The 18851-nt window shown below is 66.7% G+C and carries 12 protein-coding genes; 4 read left to right on the top strand and 8 right to left on the bottom strand.

Annotated elements, in window-relative coordinates; translation table 11 throughout:
• Window positions 1-2: 2 nt before the first annotated feature.
• A complete protein-coding gene (locus tag G7007_RS05790) occupies window positions 3-713 on the top strand; it encodes a 3'-5' exonuclease (RefSeq protein ID WP_181099896.1) in 711 nt (236 codons plus the stop codon).
• A gap of 85 nt (window positions 714-798) precedes the next feature.
• Window positions 799-3801, top strand: a complete 3003-nt coding sequence (locus tag G7007_RS05785; protein WP_181099809.1) for a hypothetical protein — start codon at window positions 799-801, stop codon at window positions 3799-3801.
• Here G7007_RS05785 and G7007_RS05780 read toward each other — a convergent pair.
• The 8 genes from G7007_RS05780 to glnE all read right to left on the bottom strand — a co-directional run bounded on the left by G7007_RS05780 (window position 3774) and on the right by glnE (window position 13933).
• Window positions 3774-5216: a lipopolysaccharide kinase InaA family protein gene (locus tag G7007_RS05780; RefSeq protein ID WP_181099807.1), complete on the bottom strand. Its 1443-nt coding sequence runs from the start codon at window positions 5214-5216 to the stop codon at window positions 3774-3776. The genes G7007_RS05785 and G7007_RS05780 overlap by 28 nt on opposite strands.
• The gene (locus G7007_RS05775) at window positions 5216-5968 is read right to left on the bottom strand and encodes a lipopolysaccharide kinase InaA family protein (RefSeq protein WP_181099805.1); all 753 of its coding nucleotides are present in this window, start codon (window positions 5966-5968) and stop codon (window positions 5216-5218) included. The genes G7007_RS05780 and G7007_RS05775 overlap by 1 nt, the downstream gene beginning before the upstream one ends.
• Window positions 5965-6699, bottom strand: a complete 735-nt coding sequence (locus tag G7007_RS05770) for a lipopolysaccharide kinase InaA family protein (protein WP_181099803.1) — start codon at window positions 6697-6699, stop codon at window positions 5965-5967. Before G7007_RS05770 ends, G7007_RS05775 begins: the two co-directional genes overlap by 4 nt.
• The gene (gene rfaP / locus G7007_RS05765; RefSeq protein WP_181099801.1) at window positions 6699-7505 is read right to left on the bottom strand and encodes a lipopolysaccharide core heptose(I) kinase RfaP; all 807 of its coding nucleotides are present in this window, start codon (window positions 7503-7505) and stop codon (window positions 6699-6701) included. The genes G7007_RS05770 and rfaP overlap by 1 nt, the downstream gene beginning before the upstream one ends.
• Window positions 7502-8626: a glycosyltransferase family 4 protein gene (locus G7007_RS05760; protein ID WP_181099799.1), complete on the bottom strand. Its 1125-nt coding sequence runs from the start codon at window positions 8624-8626 to the stop codon at window positions 7502-7504. Before G7007_RS05760 ends, rfaP begins: the two co-directional genes overlap by 4 nt.
• Window positions 8626-9684, bottom strand: coding sequence for a lipopolysaccharide heptosyltransferase I (gene waaC / locus G7007_RS05755; protein ID WP_181099797.1), 1059 nt, complete (start codon window positions 9682-9684; stop codon window positions 8626-8628). The genes G7007_RS05760 and waaC overlap by 1 nt, the downstream gene beginning before the upstream one ends.
• Window position 9685: 1 nt before the next feature.
• Complete coding sequence (waaF, locus tag G7007_RS05750) at window positions 9686-10735, bottom strand: lipopolysaccharide heptosyltransferase II (protein ID WP_181099795.1); 1050 nt, start codon at window positions 10733-10735, stop codon at window positions 9686-9688.
• 267 nt (window positions 10736-11002) lie between these two features.
• On the bottom strand, window positions 11003-13933 hold the full coding sequence (gene glnE, locus G7007_RS05745) for a bifunctional [glutamate--ammonia ligase]-adenylyl-L-tyrosine phosphorylase/[glutamate--ammonia-ligase] adenylyltransferase (protein WP_181099793.1): 2931 nt from the start codon (window positions 13931-13933) through the stop codon (window positions 11003-11005).
• Window positions 13934-14313: 380 nt separating this feature from the next.
• Between glnE and aceE the strand changes: the two genes are divergently transcribed.
• Both aceE and aceF read left to right on the top strand, forming a co-directional pair.
• Entirely contained in the window at window positions 14314-16959 is a 2646-nt protein-coding gene (gene aceE, locus G7007_RS05740) for a pyruvate dehydrogenase (acetyl-transferring), homodimeric type (RefSeq protein WP_060392210.1), read from the top strand.
• An 11-nt stretch (window positions 16960-16970) separates the two neighbouring features.
• Window positions 16971-18629, top strand: coding sequence for a dihydrolipoyllysine-residue acetyltransferase (gene aceF, locus G7007_RS05735; protein ID WP_181099791.1), 1659 nt, complete (start codon window positions 16971-16973; stop codon window positions 18627-18629).
• Window positions 18630-18851 lie beyond the last annotated feature (222 nt).

Genomic DNA, 18851 nt, shown 5'->3' with positions numbered 1-18851 from the left:
GCCTGGACCTGCTGCGCTGGCTGCGCCCCAGCGCGCCACGCCTTGCAGAGCCGTGGCGACGGCGTCTGGCCGCCCTGCCGGTTGCCAGGCCACGGGACACACTCAGCCTGCGTGCCCAGCGCTGGGTGGTTCTGGACCTGGAAACCAGTGGCCTGAATACCCAGCGTGACCAGGTCCTGTCCATCGGCGCAGTGGTGATCGAGGACGGCGCCATCGACCTGGCTCAGCAATTCGAGCGCACCCTGTGCCGCCCGAGCCAGAAGACCACCTCCAGTGTGCTCATCCACGGGCTTGGCCCCAGCGCCTTGGCGGCGGGCAGCGAGCCTGCCGAAGCGCTGCTCGATCTGCTCGAGTTCATCGGTGACAGCCCGGTGTTGGCCTTCCATGCGCCATTCGATCAACGCATGCTCGCGCGCGCTCTGAAAGACAGCCTGGGCTACCGTCTCGAACAGTCGTTCCTGGACGTTGCCGAGCTGGCGCCGATGCTCAACCCGGATACCGTCCTGCGCGAAGCCGGCCTGGACGACTGGGTCGCGCGGTTCGGCTTGCAGGTTCAGGAGCGGCACCATGCCAGCGCCGATGCGCAGGTGACCGCCGAACTGGTGCTGATCCTGTTCAGTCAGGCACGCAGGCAACAGCTCGACAGCCTTGCGCAGCTCGAGCAACGTCTGGCGCAGTGGCGCCGTCGCTTGGCCGTCAGCCCTTCGTTGTAGCCCGTCGAAAGACGGTGGTACATGCCTGTCGCCGGAACGTCCAGGGGTTCGGCCAGGATCGTCGCTCCCTTCAAGGAGCCTGATCATGACGCCTCTGCAACAGTTCGAAGCACTGGATCGCCAGCTCAAGCGGCTGCTGGCCCTGCCCGCCGGGATCGAACGCAGCCTCAACCAACAGCTCGCCGCCTGGCTGGACGACCCCGACCTACGCGCCCACCGCTTGCGCCTGGACGGCCGCACGCTGCTCGATCGTGTCGGGCAACGCCTGCTCGAGGGCACGCGATTCACGGCGCCTTCCGTCGGCCATGTCGGCAACGCTACCCTCACGCTGCCGGCAGACTTCGCCGAGCGTATCGAGGCGTTCTGCCAACAGGTGCGGCAGGCCTGGTACCTTCGTTCCCTGGATTTCTGGCTGGAGCGCGATGCGCGCGGCCTGACGCGCCACGCGCGTTTGGCGTCCCTGCGACGCGACCAACTGGACACCGAGCTGCGTCTGCGCTGGACCGACGCGACGCTCGACGCCACCCATGAGCGTCTGCTGCGCACGTGCATGGAGTATCCGCAGGCCTGGCAACGCCAGCGCCTGCCTGTCCAGGAACGTCCGCAGGTCTACAAACCGCTGCTCGAAGGCACCGACCCCAACTGGCGTCAGCACCTGCCCGGCACCCTGGTGTTGCTGCAGCAGGGCCCCGAAGGCCGTTTGCTCGAACATGACGAGCCTGCGGGCGTGGCCCTGCTGTGCAGCCTGTCCCACGGCCTCGAGGCGTTCACGAGCCTGGCCGAGCTGCACCAGGAGCTGTGCGAACGGCTCGAAGATCCGATCCAGAGCGCACCGTTGCTGGACTTGCTGGTGACGCCCGACAGACGACAACGTGCCCGCCAGGCCTCACGCCTGCGCTACGACTGGTACCCCGAGGACATGGTGGACGCCCAGGTGGACGCCGTGCGTGAAGCCCAGCGTCGTCGCTTCATGCTGGCCTGGCAGGACGCCTGGCGCAGCGGGCTGCAGCGTGACGTACGCGCCTTCGATACCGCGCTCAAGGGTGCGCTGCGCGTGGTAGGCGACGTCGACAGCCGTGGCGCATTGGCCACCCGCTATGCCCTGTTGCTTGAAAAGCACATGCCTGCCTGGTTGCGCCAGGCCCCTCAGAGGGCGCTGACGCACATCATGCAGACGTTGCAAGAGCTGGTGACCGCGATCGAGTACGCGAGCGCGCCTGGCCTGCCGACACTGGAGCAGTTCACCGCACGCCATTCCTTGCTGGCCTGGACGCGCGAGCGCCTGGTCGAGCGCCTGTACCGCGTCACCGGGCTGAACGTGACGCTGGACGACCTGCGCCTGACCGTGACCATGGCGCGACAGACCGGTCCGCTGTTCAATCCGTTGTCGCCGAACAGCTATATTCCTGCCGCCAGTCGACCGCGGGTAGGCGACAGCGTCGAGCTGGTCTCGATCACCTACACGCTGGACGAACTGGCCCTGCTCAACGTCAGCTGGTTCGACATCGATTACTGGTTGACGGCACGGCTGCACCGCGCCGATGGCAGTGCCGCGCCAGCGGGGCTGGACGCCTCGCTGATCAAGCGGCTGGTCCAGGGGCTCAACGCCGGCGCACGCTATGACGCGTTCCTGCGCAAACACCTGATCGAATCCGAAGCAGGCATGTGGCGACAACGGGCGCACGGGCGCATCAACCAAGCCCGCATGCGCGCCGAGGCGGTCAAGGCCCTCTACGCCGGCCACTACCTTGCGATCTGGCCAAACCAAGGCTACGCCTGGGTCAGCTGCGTACTGGACCATCCCGACAGTCGGCGGCGCCCCTGCCTCCAGGAGGGCCACATCAACGTCCATCAAGTGCTGATCAGGCAACACACGATGCAAGGTGTGCTGCTGATCGCCGCCGAGCGTACCCGCCTGACCGGCTTCCTGCTCTACGCGCCCGATGCGCCCGACCGGCGCCCCTGGCGGCACTATCGCAATGCCCGTCACCTGCTGCGCGATGTGCGCGACCATCCTGCACTGCGCGACTACATCAAGGAGCGCTTGCCCCTGCTCTCCTCGGACACCGTCGAAACACTGCTGCTCAAGGGTCGGTTGGGGCCGAACCTCGAGCGCCCGGTCATCCAGGGTCACCTGTTCGACGCCTGCTACCAGGCAGACGTTCGCGCACTGCTGGAAAGGGTCGATGCCAGCAGCGCCACCCGGCAGGAGCTGCTGGGCGAGACGGTGTTGAATACGTTCTGGCTATTGCTGGACCTGATCAGCCTGGTGCTGCCGCACCGTATCATGGCGCCCCTGGCATTCGGCCGCACGGCAGTTTCGTCGCTCGAAAGCCTGGAATCCTTGCACGAAAACGATCGCCACGGTGCGTTCATCCAGCTGTTCGAAGCGCTTTCCCACCTGGCCGACGGCCTCAGCAGCATCGCTGGCTCGTCGGTCACGCGTCGAGCGGTTCGCCAGATCCCTGCCAACCCCACCGCCACCCTGCCCACCCACTACCAGGTGACGCCCAACGTCGACCAGCTACGCTATCGGCTGGATGGCATCTACGGTGAAGGGGTCTACGAGAAGCCGTCAGCTCATCGCGGCGTGACGCAATACTTCGTTCAGGATGACGCCGGGCGGTTCTACAACGTGATCTTCGACGGACGCCGCTGGCGTGCAGTCGACCCGCAATTGCCAGAGGCCTATACCAAGCTACCGATCAAACGCCTGGCCAACGGCAATTGGGTGATCGATTCGCCCATTCTCTGGCATGACGGTCTGCCAGACCTGGCCACGCTCTTCGACGCCTGTGCGGTCGACAGACCGCCAGAGGCCGAGCCACGGTCAGAGGAAGTCGGTCTCTATCAAACAGTCCAGACGTGGTACCTGCAAGCAGGGCCACGCTCGCTGCCCCTGCGCCGGCACCTGCTGCCCCACCACTACCACCTGCTGATCCCGGCTGAACTCAAGAACACCATGGAAGCCTGGGCCGTGTTGCGCTGGCAGGACGGGGTCTGGCAGATCCGTGCCCACCAGGCCGGGCGCAGCAGCGGGTGGCTGGGCCTGCCGGCAGGCTACGAGCCGACGCGCGGCAGCACCTGATCCAGGCGCTGGTGCAACGCGCTGTCGGCCGGCCAGTTGCGCAGCAGGCGAGCGCGGTCGCGGGCCTGGGCGGCAGCGAAGCTGCGTTGCGTCGTGTGCTGGCACATGGCGTCCAGGTCGATCAGCGACCAGCGGCCGTCCTGCCAGAACAGATTGTGGCCCTTCAAGTCGCCATGACTGATCCGTTCCTGAATCAACCGCTGCATCAGCGCGACCAGTGCCTGGACTTGCGCCTCTGGGGCCTGACCGCTGTCGACGTAGGGCGCGAAGCAGGCGATCAGGTCGGGACCGTCGGCATACTCGGTCACCAGGTAGGCGCGCTGGCGCAAGCCCAGCACGCGGTGCTCGAGCACGGCCAGCGGACGAGGGGTCGCGATCTCGAGGAAGGTCAGACGCTGCCCTTCGATCCAGGAATGCCAGGCGCGGCTCGGGCGCCAGAAGCGCTTGAGCCAGTGCGCCACGTCCTTGATGTTGTAGCGCTTGAGCACCAGGGTGAGCCCACCGCTTTCGACCCGTGCCACGCTGGCGGCGCCGCCGGTCTTGTACAGGTGCCCTCGCTCGATCAGCGCGTCGGCCTGTTCCAGCACTGGCCGCAGGACGGGCGCGCGATCACGTTGCACGGCCTGCAGACCGGACAGGCTGCGCTCGACGCTGAACAGCGTGCAGTCACGTCCGGCCTTGTCCAGATAGTCTTTCAGACGCCAGGCACGCACCTTGTCCACCTGCTTCTGCAAGGCCTCCAGCGGCAGCGCATGCTCGGCGTTGGCCAGCAGGTAGTGCACCAGCAGCTCCTCGGTGTAGGGCTCCAGGCGTTGGGGCAACTGGGCGAAGAACACCCCGAGGTTTTCCAGCACGCGCTGGCGCGACAGGGGCTGCCCAGGGGTTTCGGCCTTGATGCCGGCGCCGTCGATGAGGTACAGCGTGTCGCCCTGGCGCAGCAGGTTGTCCAGGTGCAGGTCCTCCTGCCAGAGCCCTTTGGCGTGCAGCGTGGCCACGGCGCCCAGGGCTTGCCCCAGTACGTCCTGCTGCGCGTCGTCCAGAGGTGCTCGTGCCTCGACGTCGGCCCAGGCATCACCCAGGCTGCGGGCCTGCTCCAGGTACTCGAACAGCAGCCAGCCGCCCTCGCCTTCGGTCAACCCGTCGGCCAGCAATTGCGGCGTGCTCAAGCCTTGAGCCGCCAGCAGCCGCACGCCCTCCAGCTCGCGCTGGAAATGCCGTGCCGCGCTCGAGCCGACCAGCAGCTTGGCCAGCACCGTGCGACCGCGCCAGATGCCAGCCCCGACATAGCGCTGCCCAGGCAACACCCGCAGCAGACTCAGCAGTTGCAGTTCGGCGCTGCCTGCCGCATCGGCCAGGGTGATCGACAGCGGTACCTCGGGGGTACGGCCAGCCTGTTTCAGTTCAGACAACCGCATCAACGCGTCTCCTTGTGGCGTCGTCGCTGTGCCAGGCGTGCCTGCCACGTCTCGACCAGCGCGCTGTCGGGCGCCTGTTCGAGATAGCTCGACAAGAATACCTGCCGGTCCAGTTCGGTCCAGATCGGTGCTCGACGCAGCAACGGCTCCAGGTCCTTGAGCCGGTCACGCAGGCCGAACAGCAACGGACGGGTCTTTTCCAGGTCGATCAGCTGAGCCTGCCAGCCCTCGCTGCGCGCGCGCAGAAAAATATGCTTGGGGTAGAAGCAGCCATGCACCTGGCCTGCCGCGTGCAGCGTGCGCGCCAACCGTCCGCAGGCCTGCAGGATGCCGTGGCGCTGCGGGGCGTCCAGCTGTGGCCATTGCGCCAGCAGGTGATCCAGGTCGGTCCACGCGTCCAGCGCACGGGTCATCAGCAGGGCGCGGTGTTCGCCCTTCACCTTGCGCTGGCCGTAGAACACCGCCTGCAAGGCCGGGATGCCGAGTGCCTGGTAACGCGCGATGTTGCGGAACTCGCGGGCGAAGGTCGGCTCGCCCCACGGACGGTGCAGGGTGTGCGTCAAGTAATTGCTCTGGCGCTTGAGGTAGTAGCCCTTGCCCTCCAGCTCCAGGCGATAGACGCTGCTCCAGCCACCGCGCCCGGTGTTGGGCTCGTCGACGGCCTCCAGTTGCAGCGACCAGAGCGCGTCGAAATCGTCCAGGCCATGGCGCTGCAACAAGGCGCGCTCGGCATCGGCCAGGTAGTCGGTCATTCCCGTCCCTCGAAGAAAGCCACGACCTGGCGCACCCGGCGCTTGTCCGCCGCCGTGAGGCGGGCGTGCCCGCGGTAGTGCAGGTAGAAGCGCAGTCGCTGCGTGGCTGAAAGATGGTATTTGGCGACCTTGTCCAGGCACGCCAGGTCCTTGATGAGCCGGTGGCGCAGCATGAAGCCGCGCCAGAAGTCGCCGGTCGGGCAATCGATGAAGTACACCGAGGCCTGGTCGTCGACCAACAGGTTGCGCCACTTCAAGTCATTGTGCGTGAAGTGGTGCTGGTGCATGACCCGGGTGTGCCGCGCCAGCTGCTCGCTGATGTGCGCCACCCAGGCGCGGTCGCTCAGGCGTGGGTCGTTGCGCTCGGCCAGCACCGAGAGGTCTTCGGTGCGCGGCAGCTCGCGGGTGATCATCGCCCCGCGGCCGAAAGCCAGGCCGTTGCGCTCCAAGCCCCAGGCGACCACCTCGGCGGTCGGTATGCCCCACTTGGCGAACTGCTTGAGGTTCTGCCATTCGGCCTTGATCCGTGGGCGGCCCAGGTAGCGGCGCAGGCCCTTGCCCGCGCCGGTGTAACGCTTGACGTAGTAGTTGACGCCGTCGCGCTGGACGCGGATCACCTCGCTCAGCGGATCGCGGGTCAGGCGCTCGCCCTGCAAGGCGAACACCGCATCGAGGCTGCCGAAGTCGTGCGCCAGGTGCGGGTAGTCCGGCGCCAGTGTCCAGCCGGCCATCAGAGCGCGTCCCCGTAGCGTTGCTTGCGGGCGTAGAGCTTGTCCGCCTTGCCGCGCAGGGCAGCGAGCAACGCGGCCTCTTCGGTCAGGATCGTGCGCAGCGGCTTGCAAAAGTAGCCCTTGAGAAAGCGCAGCAGGTCACGGCGGGTCAGGCCGATGTCCAGGGCCGAGAAGTACAGGCCCGCCAGGTCCTTGTCGCGCCAGCGCCGTGGCGTGGCGGTGCGGGTCTGGGCCCGGTGCAGGTCGATGAGCGACAGCTTCAGGCCGTCGGCGGTCACCGGGCGATCGGTGTGCAGCAGGAAATGGCAGATGTAGCAGTCGCGATGGTTGACCCCGGCACGGTGCATGGTGCCGGTCATGCGCGCGACTTCGGCGATCAGGGCGCGCTTGAGCCGAGGCTCAGGCGGTTGGCGCCGCCAGTCGAGGCTGTAGTCCTCGAGGCTGACGGTGGGCGCCAGTTCTTCGGTGACGATGAACGAGTGCTGGGTCGCCGGGTTGTCGCCACGCTCACCATACGCCACGGCGGTCATGGTCGGCACGCCGGCCTGATGCAGGCGTTCGAGCGCGCGCCATTCCTGGCCGGCACCGAGCACCGGCAGCTTGGCCGTGAGCAGGTTCTTGGCGATCTCGCCCCAGCCGATACCGCGATGGATCTTGACGAAATAGCCCTTGCCGTCGACCTCGGTGCGCAGCGTGCGGCGCGCTTCCAGCTCCCGGTAGACCACGCCCTGCAAGCCCTCGACCGCCTCGAAGGGGTCGCGTCCGGCCCACAGCCGCGCGAAGGGTTCGGCCAGTATCAGTTTCATGGGGTCTCCTGCCCGAGGATCACGTCGGCGGCGCGCTGCGGCATGCTGTAGAGGTCGGCGCGGTCGGCGAAGGCCACGCCATTGCGCGACCACTGGGCACGCGCGGCATCGTCCTCGAGCAGGCGGCGCAGGCAGTCGTCGAGCTGCCCTTGCGCGAACGGCTCGTCCAGCACCAGACCGCTGTCGGCTTCGGCGATGTAGTGGGCGTAACCGCAGACCTTGGAGACCAGCACCGGCAGGCCGGCGACCAGGGCTTCGAGCAGGACCGTGCCGGTGTTCTCGTTGTAGGCCGGGTGGATCAGCAGGTCGGCGCCCAGCAGGAAACGCGGGATGTCGCTGCGCCCCTTGAGGAACTGCACGTGCTCGCCCAGCCCCAGCGCGGTGCTCTGCAACTGGAAGACCTTGGGGTCGTCCTGGCCGATCACCATCAGCCGGGTACGCTTGCGCAAGGCTGGCGGCAGCGCGGCGAGTGCCTTGAGGCTGCGGTCGACGCCCTTGGTCTTGAAGCCCGAGCCGATCTGCACCAGCAGCAGGTCATCGTCGGCCAGCTTGAACTCGCGGCGAAACTGCGCGCGAATGGCGTCGGCATCGGCCGGGCGGCGGCGGTCCGGCGAGATGCCGGGCGGCAACAGGTGAAAGCGCTCGGCCGGCGTACCGTAGTGTTTGACGAACAGCGGCTGCTGCACCTCGGAGATCATCAGGATCTCGGTGTGCGCCTCGCGCCCGAACACCGCGCGCTCGTACTCGGCGAAATGCCGGTAGCGGCCCCAGCGGCGATACAGCCCGCCGCGCAGGGTCTGGGCCTTGTCCTCGAAACAGCCGTCGGCGGCGTAGTAGACGTCCAGGCCCGGCATCTTGTTGAAGCCGATCAGGCGATCGACCGGCCGACGCGCGAGGTCCGCGGCCATCCACGCACTGAGCTTCTCGTTGCGGCGGTGGTTGAACAACGCCTTGACCGGGGCCACGTTCACCTCGAAGCCTGGGGGCACGTCGCCCTCCCAGATCAGGGTGTACACGCGGATCTGGTGACCGCGTGCCTGGCACTCCAGGGCGATGCGCATGAAGTCACGCTGCAGTCCGCCGAAGGGGAAGTATTTGTAGAGTACGAAAGCCAGTTGCATCAACGAACAGCCTCGGTCAGCAGCAGCGCGCTCAGGCGGCGCGCCACGTGCTCGGGATTCAGGCGAGTGAAGCACAGCGGCCACTCGCGTTGGATGTCGAACCGGCGCAGGTCCTCGGCGCTCGGCTTATAGGTACAGGTCTTCTGCAGGCAGGGCGCGCAGGGCCAGTCGCTGCCCAGGTGCACCTGGGCACGCCCGTAGGCGCCGGTCAGGCCAGGGTCGGTCGGGCCGAACAGCGACACGGTCGGCACGTCCAACGCCGCAGCCAGGTGGCCGAGGCCGGTGTCCACCGCCACGCACGCCCTGGCAGCGGCCAGGATACGGGCAACGCCGGCCAGATTCAGCTTGGGCAGCACCTGACAGTGCGCCAGGCCTTGGGCGATGCGCTCGGCGCGGGCCTTCTCGGTCGGGTTGCCCCAGGGCAGGCAGACCTTCAGGCGGTGCTGGTCCATGCGCTCGGCCAGGGCGCGCCAATAGGCTTCCGGCCAGTGCTTGGTGTCCCAAGTGGTGCCGTGCAGGAACACCACGTACGGCGCGGTCGGCGGCAGGTCCAGGCGGCTCAGGTCCAGGCCGTAGTCGCCCAGCCCGTCGGGCAGGTCGTAGGCCAGCGCCAGGGCGAACAGTTGGCGCACGCGCTCGACGGCATGCTGGCCGAGGGCGACCGACAGGCGCCGGTCGTAGAAGCGGCTCGACCAGCCTTCGCGCGCCGAGTAGCGATCCAGCCCGGCGACCGGTGCCTTGACGTAACGGGTCAGCCACGCCGACTTGAGCAGGCCCTGGGCATCGATGACCAGGTCATAGGAACGCTCGCGCACGCGTGCCTTGAACTGGCGCCACTCGCCGTTCCTGAACGTCTGCCAGAGCTGTTTGCGCCACCGGCGGATGTTCACCGGAATGACCTGGTCCACGGCCGGGTGCCAGCTGGGGATCTCGGCGAAGCCCTCCTCCACCACCCAGTCGAAGCGGATACCGGGGATGGCACGGGCCGCATCGGTCAGCGCCGGCAGCGTGTGGATCACGTCGCCCAGGGACGAGGTCTTGACGATCAGGACGCGCACGTCAGTCGACCTCGGCCAGGACATCGATCAGCGCCGCGCCAGGCAATCGTCGCAGGGCGGCGATGACCGCAGGCGGCTCGAGCAGGCGCAGGCAGTTGTAGTGGCCGAAGCGGCAGGTGCGCTCGAAGCACGGGCTGCACTCGATACCCAGGCGCACCACTTCGACCTGCTCGGCCAGCGGCGGGGTGAAGCCTGGCGAGGTCGAGCCGTACACGGCCACCAGGGGGCGTGCCAACGCGGCGGCCACGTGCATGAGGCCCGAATCGTTGGACACCGCCGCCGTGGCGCAGGACAACAGGTCGATGGCCTCGGCCAGCGAGGTCTCGCCGGAGAGGTTCACCGACTCTTCCCTGAAGCCTGGGATCAACCGCTCGCGAATCGACTCGCCCACCGGATGGTCCTTCTTCGAGCCGAACAGCCAGACCTGCCAGCCCAGGCGAATCAGGGCCTCGGCCACCTCGGCGTAATGCTCGGCCGGCCAACGTTTGGACTCGCCGAACTCGGCCCCGGGACACAATGCCAGGACCGGCCGGTCCAGCTCCAGCCCGAACTTGGCCAGGGCCGCGTCGCGGCTGGCCGGCTCGATGCGCAGCGCGGGTCGTGGGTAGGGCTGGGTCAGCTCGGTGCCGGATGGATAGGCCAGCGCCATGAAGCGCTCGATCATCAGCGGGTAGCGGGCCTTGTCCAGCCGACGCACGTCGTTGAGCAGACCGAAACGCCATTCGCCACGCCAGCCGGTCCGTTTGGGGATCCCGGCGAAGAAGGGCACCAGCGCCGATTTCAGCGAGTTGGGCAGCAGGATCGCCTGGTCGTACTGACCGGCCAGGGACTTGCCGATGCGCCGCCGGGTGCCGAGCTCGAGCGCGCCGTGGCCGAGCGGGAAGCTCAAGGCCTGGCGGACTTCGGGCATGCGCTCGAGGATCGGCCGGCTCCACTCGGGGGCCAGTACATCGATCACGCACTCGGGGTGCTGCAGTTTCAGGCACTGGAACAAGGTCTGCGCCATCACCATGTCGCCGACCCAGCTGGGCCCAATGATCAGAATGTTCATGCGTCTTCCAGTATCGCTCCGGCAGGCCTGGGGCCTCGATCGGGCTTGAGGGCGACGGGCGGTCGAGGGGCGCTGCAGGGCACTCAAGGCATCGAAGCCGCTCCCACGGACCGAGGCGCGCCGTCGCCTCTGTGGGAGCGGCCCCAGTGCCGCGATGGACCGCAACGCGATCCCCTACCCCTTCGAACCTTACCCTGCCACGCCCGAGGCACCGTATGCGCTTCAGGCTAAATGCCGGCCAGTGTACCACCGTGGACCCGCTCCCGGTCACGACAACCCCAGCGCTGCCCAGATGCGCCGTACCTGACGACGCTCGTCGGCGAACTGCGAGGCATCGATCACGCCCGGGTGCTTCTGCAGGGCCTGCCGGTGGGAGGCCGAACGGTAGGCCTTGTAGACTTCACGCAACAGCCCGGCATCGCTGGCCGGCAGCAGCCCGGCCTGCTCGAGTTCTTCGAGCAGGCGCACGTTGTCAGTCCAGCGCAGTAGCGCCGGGTGCGTATGGGACCAGGCAAGCGTGGCGTACTGCACCATGAACTCGATGTCGACGATGCCACCGGCGTCCTGCTTGATGTCGAACGGCTGACCGGGGTCGAACGCGTTGGCTGCCGTACCGGCAGCGGTGGCGCGGCTGCCGAGGTTGTCGCGCATCTTGGCGCGCATCTCGCTGACTTGCGTGCGCAGCGTCTCCAGCGCCCGTGGCTGACCCAGCACCTGCGCCCTCACGGCCTCGAACGCTTGGCCGACCTGGCTGCAGCCGACCAGCACGCGGGCCCGCACCAGGGCCTGGTGCTCCCAGGTCCAGGCCTCCTTCTGCTGGTAGCGCTCGAACGCCCCCAGCGAACTGACCAGCAGGCCAGACGCGCCCGACGGGCGCAGGCGCATGTCGACGTCGTAGAGCTGGCCGGAGGCGGTGTGGGTGGTCAGCAGGTGGATGATGCGCTGCCCGAGCCGGGTGAAGAACTGCGCGCCATCGATCGGCTTGGCACCGTCGGTTTCGGCCTGCGGGTCGCCGTCGTGGATGAACACCAGGTCCAGGTCCGAGCCGTGCCCTAGTTCGATTCCCCCGACCTTGCCGTAGCCCACGATGATGAACCCTGGGTCGCACAGGCTGCCGTCGAGACGCTTGGGCTGTCCGTGGCGAGCCACGGTCTGGCGCCAGGCCAGGGCCAGCACCTGGTCGAGGATCGCTTCGGCCAGCCAGGTCAGGTAGTCGCTGACCTTCATCAGCGGCAGGTGACCGGTGATTTCCGAGGCGGCCACGCGCAGGTTGTGGGCCAGCTTGAAATGCCGCAGGGCTTCCATCTGCTGCTCCAGGTCGTCCTCGGGAATGCGCGTCAACCGCTCGCGCAGCTCCGAGGCCAGTTCGGGCGCCAGGGGCGGGCTGAACAGCCGTCCTTCGTTGAGCAGCTCGTCGAGCAACAGCGGGTAACGAGCGATCTGCTCGGCGATCCACGGGCTGGCCGCGCACAGGGTCAGCAGGCGGCGCAGGGCCCCAGGGTTTTCCGTCAGTAGCACCAGATAGGCCGAGCGTCGCGCCACGGCCTCCACCAGCGGCAGTACACGCTCAAGCACCAGGTCCGGGTCGGCGTGCTCCACGGCCTGGGCCAGCAGGCGCGGGATGAAGGCGTCGAGGCGTTCGCGACCGATGCGCTGCATCGAGCGCAACGAAGGGCTGGCGCGCAAGCCGGCCAGGCGCCGCAGGGCCTCATCGGGACGGCCGAAGCCGGCTTCGTGCAGCTGGCGACTGGCCGCCTCTTCATCCTGGACCTGCTCCCACAGCGGCGACCACTCGCCCCCGACCACCAGCTCGCCCTCGGCCTCGTCCTCGTCGGGGTCGGCGATCACCTGGCGGAAGTGCCAGTCGATGCGGCCGCGCCAGTGCATGAGCTGCGCATGGAACGCTTCCCAGTCGTCGAAACCGAGCATATAGGCGACCCGAGCGCGCCCCGTTTCATCCTCCGGCAGCATCTGGGTCTGGCGGTCGGCGATGGCCTGGATGGCGTGCTCGGTATAGCGCAGGAAGGCGTACCCGTCACGCAGCTCGGCCACGACCGCCGGCGGCAGGTAGCCTTGGTCTTCGAGCGTGGCCAGCACCTTGAGCAGCGGTCGCTGCTGCAGGCTCAGGTCGCGGCCGCCATGGATCAACTGGAAGGCCTGGGCGATGAACTCCACCTCGCGGATGCCACCGGCCCCCAGCTTGATATTGTCGGCCATGCCCTTGCGCCGCACCTCCTGCTGGATCAGCTGCTTCATGGTGCGCAGCGCCTCGATGGCCGAGAAGTCCAGGTAGCGGCGGTAGACGAACGGCCGCAGCATCGCCTGCAGTTGCGCGCCGCTGTCCTGGTCGCCCGCCACCACGCGGGCCTTGATCATGGCGTAGCGTTCCCAGTCGCGGCCCTGGTCCTGATAGTAGTGTTCCAGGGCATTGAAGCTCAGGACCAGGGCACCTGCCGAACCATAGGGCCGCAGGCGCATGTCGACGCGGAACACGAAGCCGTCGACGGTGACCGGGTCGAGTGCCTTGATCAGGCGCTGCCCCAGGCGAGTGAAGAATTCCTGGTTGTCCAGCGGGCGCTTGACGCCCTCGGTCTCCCCGCCTTCGGGGAAGGCGAAGATCAGGTCGATGTCGGAGGACAGGTTCAGCTCCACGGCGCCGAGCTTGCCCATCCCCAGCACGACCATGTGCTGGGGCGCGCCGCTGCGGCCGATCGGGGTGCCGAACTGCTGACAGTGACGCGGGTACAACCAGTGGTAGGCCTGGTCGATCGAGGCATCGGCCAGGTCGGACAGGTCGCGGCAGGTCTGCGCCAGATCGGCTTGGCGGGTGATGTCGCGCCAGATGATGCGCACCTGCTGGCGATTACGCTCGCGGCGTAGCTGGCGCGCCAGGGCATCTTCACTGTCCGCTGCCGCCACCGCGGCGGCAATGCGCGCGCGCAGCTCGCCAGGGGCCAGGGCGCGTTCCAGTTCGCCGCTGGCGAGCAGTTCGCAAACCATGCCCGGCTCACGCAGGCTCTGGTCGAGCACGAACTCGCTGGCGGCCGCGACCTGGTCGAACTGGCGACGTCGTTCCTCGCTGAAGGCGTGGTCTGACGCCTCGGGATGGGCGGCCAGCGCGTCATCCCATGCCTGTCGATTGCGAACGACCAAAGGCTGGAGGATGGCAGGGAGGTGAGGCGGCAAAGGCAGGCGCATGGGCTATCCTTGATCGGCGTGTGAAAACACGTAGCGGCAGATGCGGCCGTCCGACCGATGATCGGACTGTCGTACAAAAGCATCAAATAGCTTCGCCAAAGACTTTACGGCAATAAGAGCGAAGTATTTTTTGGTATTCGGCTATTTTTTCTTAGCGGTATCGTTTTAGTTCACAACGCGTGAAGTGGCCAGAAGCCACGCGTTTGTCGCGCCACTGCCCCTCCTTCGGCGCAAAAGCATGAAATACATGGCCGTTTGTAGTAAAACTACACGACGCCGGCGCACTGCACGGCGCCCCAAGAATTCACGACGTCTGCCCAAAAGGCCAGTCGCAAACTCAGGCAATCGATTCTGGTTGCCTTTCCGCCCTGGAGCAAGCCATGCAAGACCTCGATCCCGTCGAAACCCAGGAATGGCTGGATGCCTTGGAGTCGGTCATCGACAAAGAAGGCGAAGACCGCGCTCACTACCTGATGACCCGCATGGGCGAGCTGGCCACCCGTAGTGGTTCGCAGCTGCCGTATGCCATCACCACGCCATACCGCAACACCATCCCTGTCACTCACGAAGCGCGCATGCCTGGCGACCTGTTCATGGAACGCCGCATCCGCTCGATGGTACGTTGGAACGCCCTGGCCATGGTCATGCGCACCAACCTGAAAGATTCGGACCTGGGTGGTCACATTTCGAGCTTCGCCTCCAGCGCGACGCTGTACGACATCGGCTTCAACTACTTCTTCCAGGCCCCGACCGAAGAACATGGCGGCGACCTGATCTTCTATCAAGGTCACGCCTCGCCGGGCATCTACGCCCGTGCCTTCCTCGAAGGCCGCATCAGCGAAGACCAGATGAACAACTTCCGCCAGGAAGTGGACGGCAACGGCCTGTCGTCGTACCCGCACCCGTGGCTGATGCCGGACTTCTGGCAGTTCCCGACTGTGTCCATGGGTCTGGGCCCGATCCAGGCGATCTACCAGGCCCGCTTCATGAAGTACCTGGAAGCACGCGGCTTCATCCCGGCCGGCAAACAGAAGGTCTGGTGCTTCATGGGCGACGGCGAGTGCGACGAGCCGGAATCCCTGGGCGCCATTTCCCTGGCCGGCCGCGAGAAGCTGGACAACCTGATCTTCGTGATCAACTGCAACCTGCAGCGTCTGGACGGCCCGGTGCGCGGCAACGGCAAGATCATCCAGGAACTCGAAGGCGTGTTCCGTGGCGGTGGCTGGAACGTCAACAAGGTCGTCTGGGGCCGTTTCTGGGACCCCCTGCTGGCCAAGGACACCAACGGTGCCCTGCAGCGTCGCATGGACGAAGTCATCGACGGCGAGTACCAGAACTACAAGGCCAAGGACGGCGCGTTCGTCCGTGAGCACTTCTTCAACACGCCCGAACTCAAGGCCATGGTCGAAGACCTGTCCGACGAGGAAGTGTGGAAGCTCAACCGCGGTGGCCACGACCCGTACAAGGTCTATGCAGCCTATCACCAGGCGGTCAACCACAAGGAACAGCCCACCGTCATCCTGGCCAAGACCATCAAGGGGTACGGTACCGGTGCAGGCGAAGCCAAGAACACCGCGCACAACACCAAGAAGGTCGACGTCGACAGCCTGCGCAAATTCCGCGACCGCTTCGACATTCCGGTGAAGGATGCCGACCTCGAGAACCTGCCGTTCTTCCGTCCGGAAGCCGACAGCGCCGAGGCCAAGTACCTGGCCAAGCGTCGCGAAGCCCTGGGTGGCTTCGTGCCTCAGCGCCGCGCCAAGAGCTTCAGCATCCCGACGCCGCCGCTGGATACCCTCAAGGCCATCCTCGACGGCTCGGGCGACCGTGAAATCTCCACCACCATGGCCTTCGTGCGGATCCTCGCACAGCTGGTCAAGGACAAGGAGATCGGTCAGCGTATCGTGCCGATCATCCCTGACGAAGCGCGTACCTTCGGCATGGAAGGCATGTTCCGCCAGCTGGGCATCTACTCCTCCGTGGGCCAGCTGTACGATCCGGTCGACAAGGACCAGGTCATGTTCTACCGCGAGGACAAGAAGGGCCAGATCCTCGAGGAAGGCATCAACGAAGCCGGCGCCATGTCGTCGTTCATCGCCGCCGGTACCTCGTACAGCAGCCACAACCAGCCGATGCTGCCGTTCTACATCTTCTACTCGATGTTCGGCTTCCAGCGTATCGGCGACCTGGCCTGGGCCGCTGGCGACAGCCGTACCCGTGGCTTCCTGATCGGCGGCACCGCCGGCCGTACCACCCTCAACGGTGAAGGCCTGCAGCACGAAGACGGTCACAGCCACATGCTGGCCGCGACCATCCCGAACTGCCGCACCTATGATCCGACCTACGGCTACGAGCTGGCGGTGATCATCCAGGACGGCATGAAGAAGATGACCGAAGAGCAACAGGACGTCTTCTACTACATCACCGTGATGAACGAGTCCTACCAGCAGCCTGCCATTCCGGCCGGTGCCGAGGAAGGCATCGTCAAGGGCATGTACCTGCTCGAGGAAGACACCCGCGAAGCCGCGCACCACGTGCAGCTGCTGGGTTCGGGCACCATCCTGCGCGAAGTCCGCGAAGCGGCCAAGATCCTGCGCGAGGAGTACAACGTCGGTGCCGACGTCTGGAGCGTCACCAGCTTCAACGAACTGCGTCGTGACGGCCTGGCCGTGGAACGCGCCAACCGTCTCAAGCCGGGCCAGACCCCGCAGAAGACCTACGTCGAGCAGTGCCTGGGCGGCCGCAAGGGCCCGGTCATCGCCTCCACCGACTACATGAAGCTGTTCGCCGAACAGATTCGCCAGTGGGTACCGAGCCAGGAATTCAAGGTGCTGGGCACCGACGGCTTCGGTCGCAGCGACAGCCGCAAGAAGCTGCGTCACTTCTTCGAAGTCGACCGTCACTTCGTGGTGCTGGCCGCCCTGGAAGCCTTGGCCGATCGCGGCGAGATCGAACCGAGCGTGGTGGCCGAGGCCATCACCAAGTTCGGTATCGACCCGGACAAGCGCAACCCACTGGACTGCTGAGGAGATTTTTTGTGAGCGAACTCATTCGCGTACCTGACATCGGCAGCGGTGAAGGTGAAGTCATCGAGCTGTTCGTCAAGGTCGGCGATCGCATCGAGGCTGACCAGAGCCTGCTGACCCTGGAATCCGACAAGGCTTCCATGGAAATTCCGGCCCCCAAGGCCGGTGTGATCAAGTCCCTGAAGGTGAAGCTGGGCGACACCCTCAAGGAAGGCGACGAACTGCTGGAACTGGAAGCCGAGGGCGCCGACGCGGCGTCCGAGGCGCCGGCCGCCGAGGACAAGCCGGCCCCCGCGCCAGCTGCCGAAGAAAAGCCCGCCGCCCCGGCTCAGCCGGCTGCCGCTGAACCTGCGCCTGCCGCGGGTACCAGCGTGCAGGACATCCACGTGCCGGACATCGGCTCGTCGGGCAAGGCCAAGATCATCGAGATGCTGGTCAAGGCCGGCGACAGCGTCGAAGCCGACCAGTCGCTGATCACCCTGGAGTCCGACAAGGCCTCCATGGAGATCCCGTCTCCGGCCGCTGGCGTGGTCGAGGAAGTGATCGCCAAGCTCGACGACGAAGTCGGCACGGGCGATCTGATCCTCAAGCTCAAGATCGCTGGCGCCGCGCCAGCGCAGGCGGCCGAGAAGCCGGCCCCGGCCAAGGCCGAGGCACCTGCGCCAGCCGCCGCGCCTGAAAAGGCCGCCGCCCCTGCGCCGGCTGCCGAGAAACCGGCTGCTGCGCATGCCGCGCCCGCTGCTGGCAACAACGCCAAGGTCCATGCCGGCCCGGCAGTACGCCAGCTGGCCCGTGAATTCGGCGTCGAGCTGGGCGCCGTCAGCGCCTCGGGTCCGCACGGCCGCATCCTCAAGGAAGACGTACAGGCGTACGTCAAGTCCATGATGCAGAAGGCCAAGGAAGCGCCGGCTGCTGCGGGCGCGACCGGTGGTGCAGGCATTCCGCCGATCCCGGCCGTCGATTTCAGCCGCTTCGGCGAAGTCGAGGAAGTCGCTCTGACCCGCCTGATGCAGGTCGGTGCCGCCAACCTGCACCGCAGCTGGCTGAACGTGCCGCACGTGACCCAGTTCGACTCGGCCGACATCACCGAGCTCGAAGCCTTCCGCGTGGCGCAGAAGGCCGTGGCCGAGAAGGCCGGCGTCAAGCTCACCGTGCTGCCGCTGCTGCTCAAGGCCTGTGCCCACCTGCTCAAGGAACTGCCGGACTTCAACAGTTCCCTGGCCCCGAGCGGCAAGGCGATCATCCGCAAGAAGTACGTCAACATCGGCTTCGCCGTGGACACCCCGGATGGTCTGCTGGTCCCGGTGATCAAGAACGTCGACCAGAAGAGCCTGCTGCAACTGGCGGGCGAAGCGGCGGCACTGGCCGAAAAGGCCCGTACCAAGAAGCTGGCGGCCGACGACATGCAGGGTGCCTGCTTCACGATCTCCAGCCTCGGGCACATTGGCGGCACCGGCTTCACGCCGATCGTCAACGCGCCGGAAGTGGCGATCCTGGGGGTGTCCAAGGCCACCCTGCAGCCGGTCTGGGACGGCAAGGCCTTCCAGCCCAAGCTGATGCTGCCGCTGTCGCTGTCCTACGATCACCGTGTGATCAACGGCGCCGCCGCCGCACGCTTCACCAAGCGCCTGGGTGACCTGCTGGCGGACATCCGCACGCTGCTGCTGTAACCTGCCTCGCCGCTGCTCATGCCCTGGGCAGCGGCGTTGACGTTTCACACCGCTGCCCTGCCACGTACGGGGCTCGCGGAGGTGGACGGGTCCTCTGGACCGCACCTCCCCCCTCTCGGGCCGCGCTTGCCCGCCTGCCTCGCCTGCACCCTTCAGACTTCCCGTGTTCGACCGATAAACTGCCTATAGGCTCCTATGGCCGCTTGCCAGCCCATGGAGCAT

This window comes from Pseudomonas entomophila, assembly GCF_013523125.1.
GTDB classification, from domain to species: Bacteria; Pseudomonadota; Gammaproteobacteria; order Pseudomonadales; family Pseudomonadaceae; genus Aquipseudomonas; species Aquipseudomonas entomophila_B.
The sequence above is the reverse complement of the archived record's forward strand: the minus strand, read 5'-3'. Positions and strand labels throughout refer to the sequence as shown.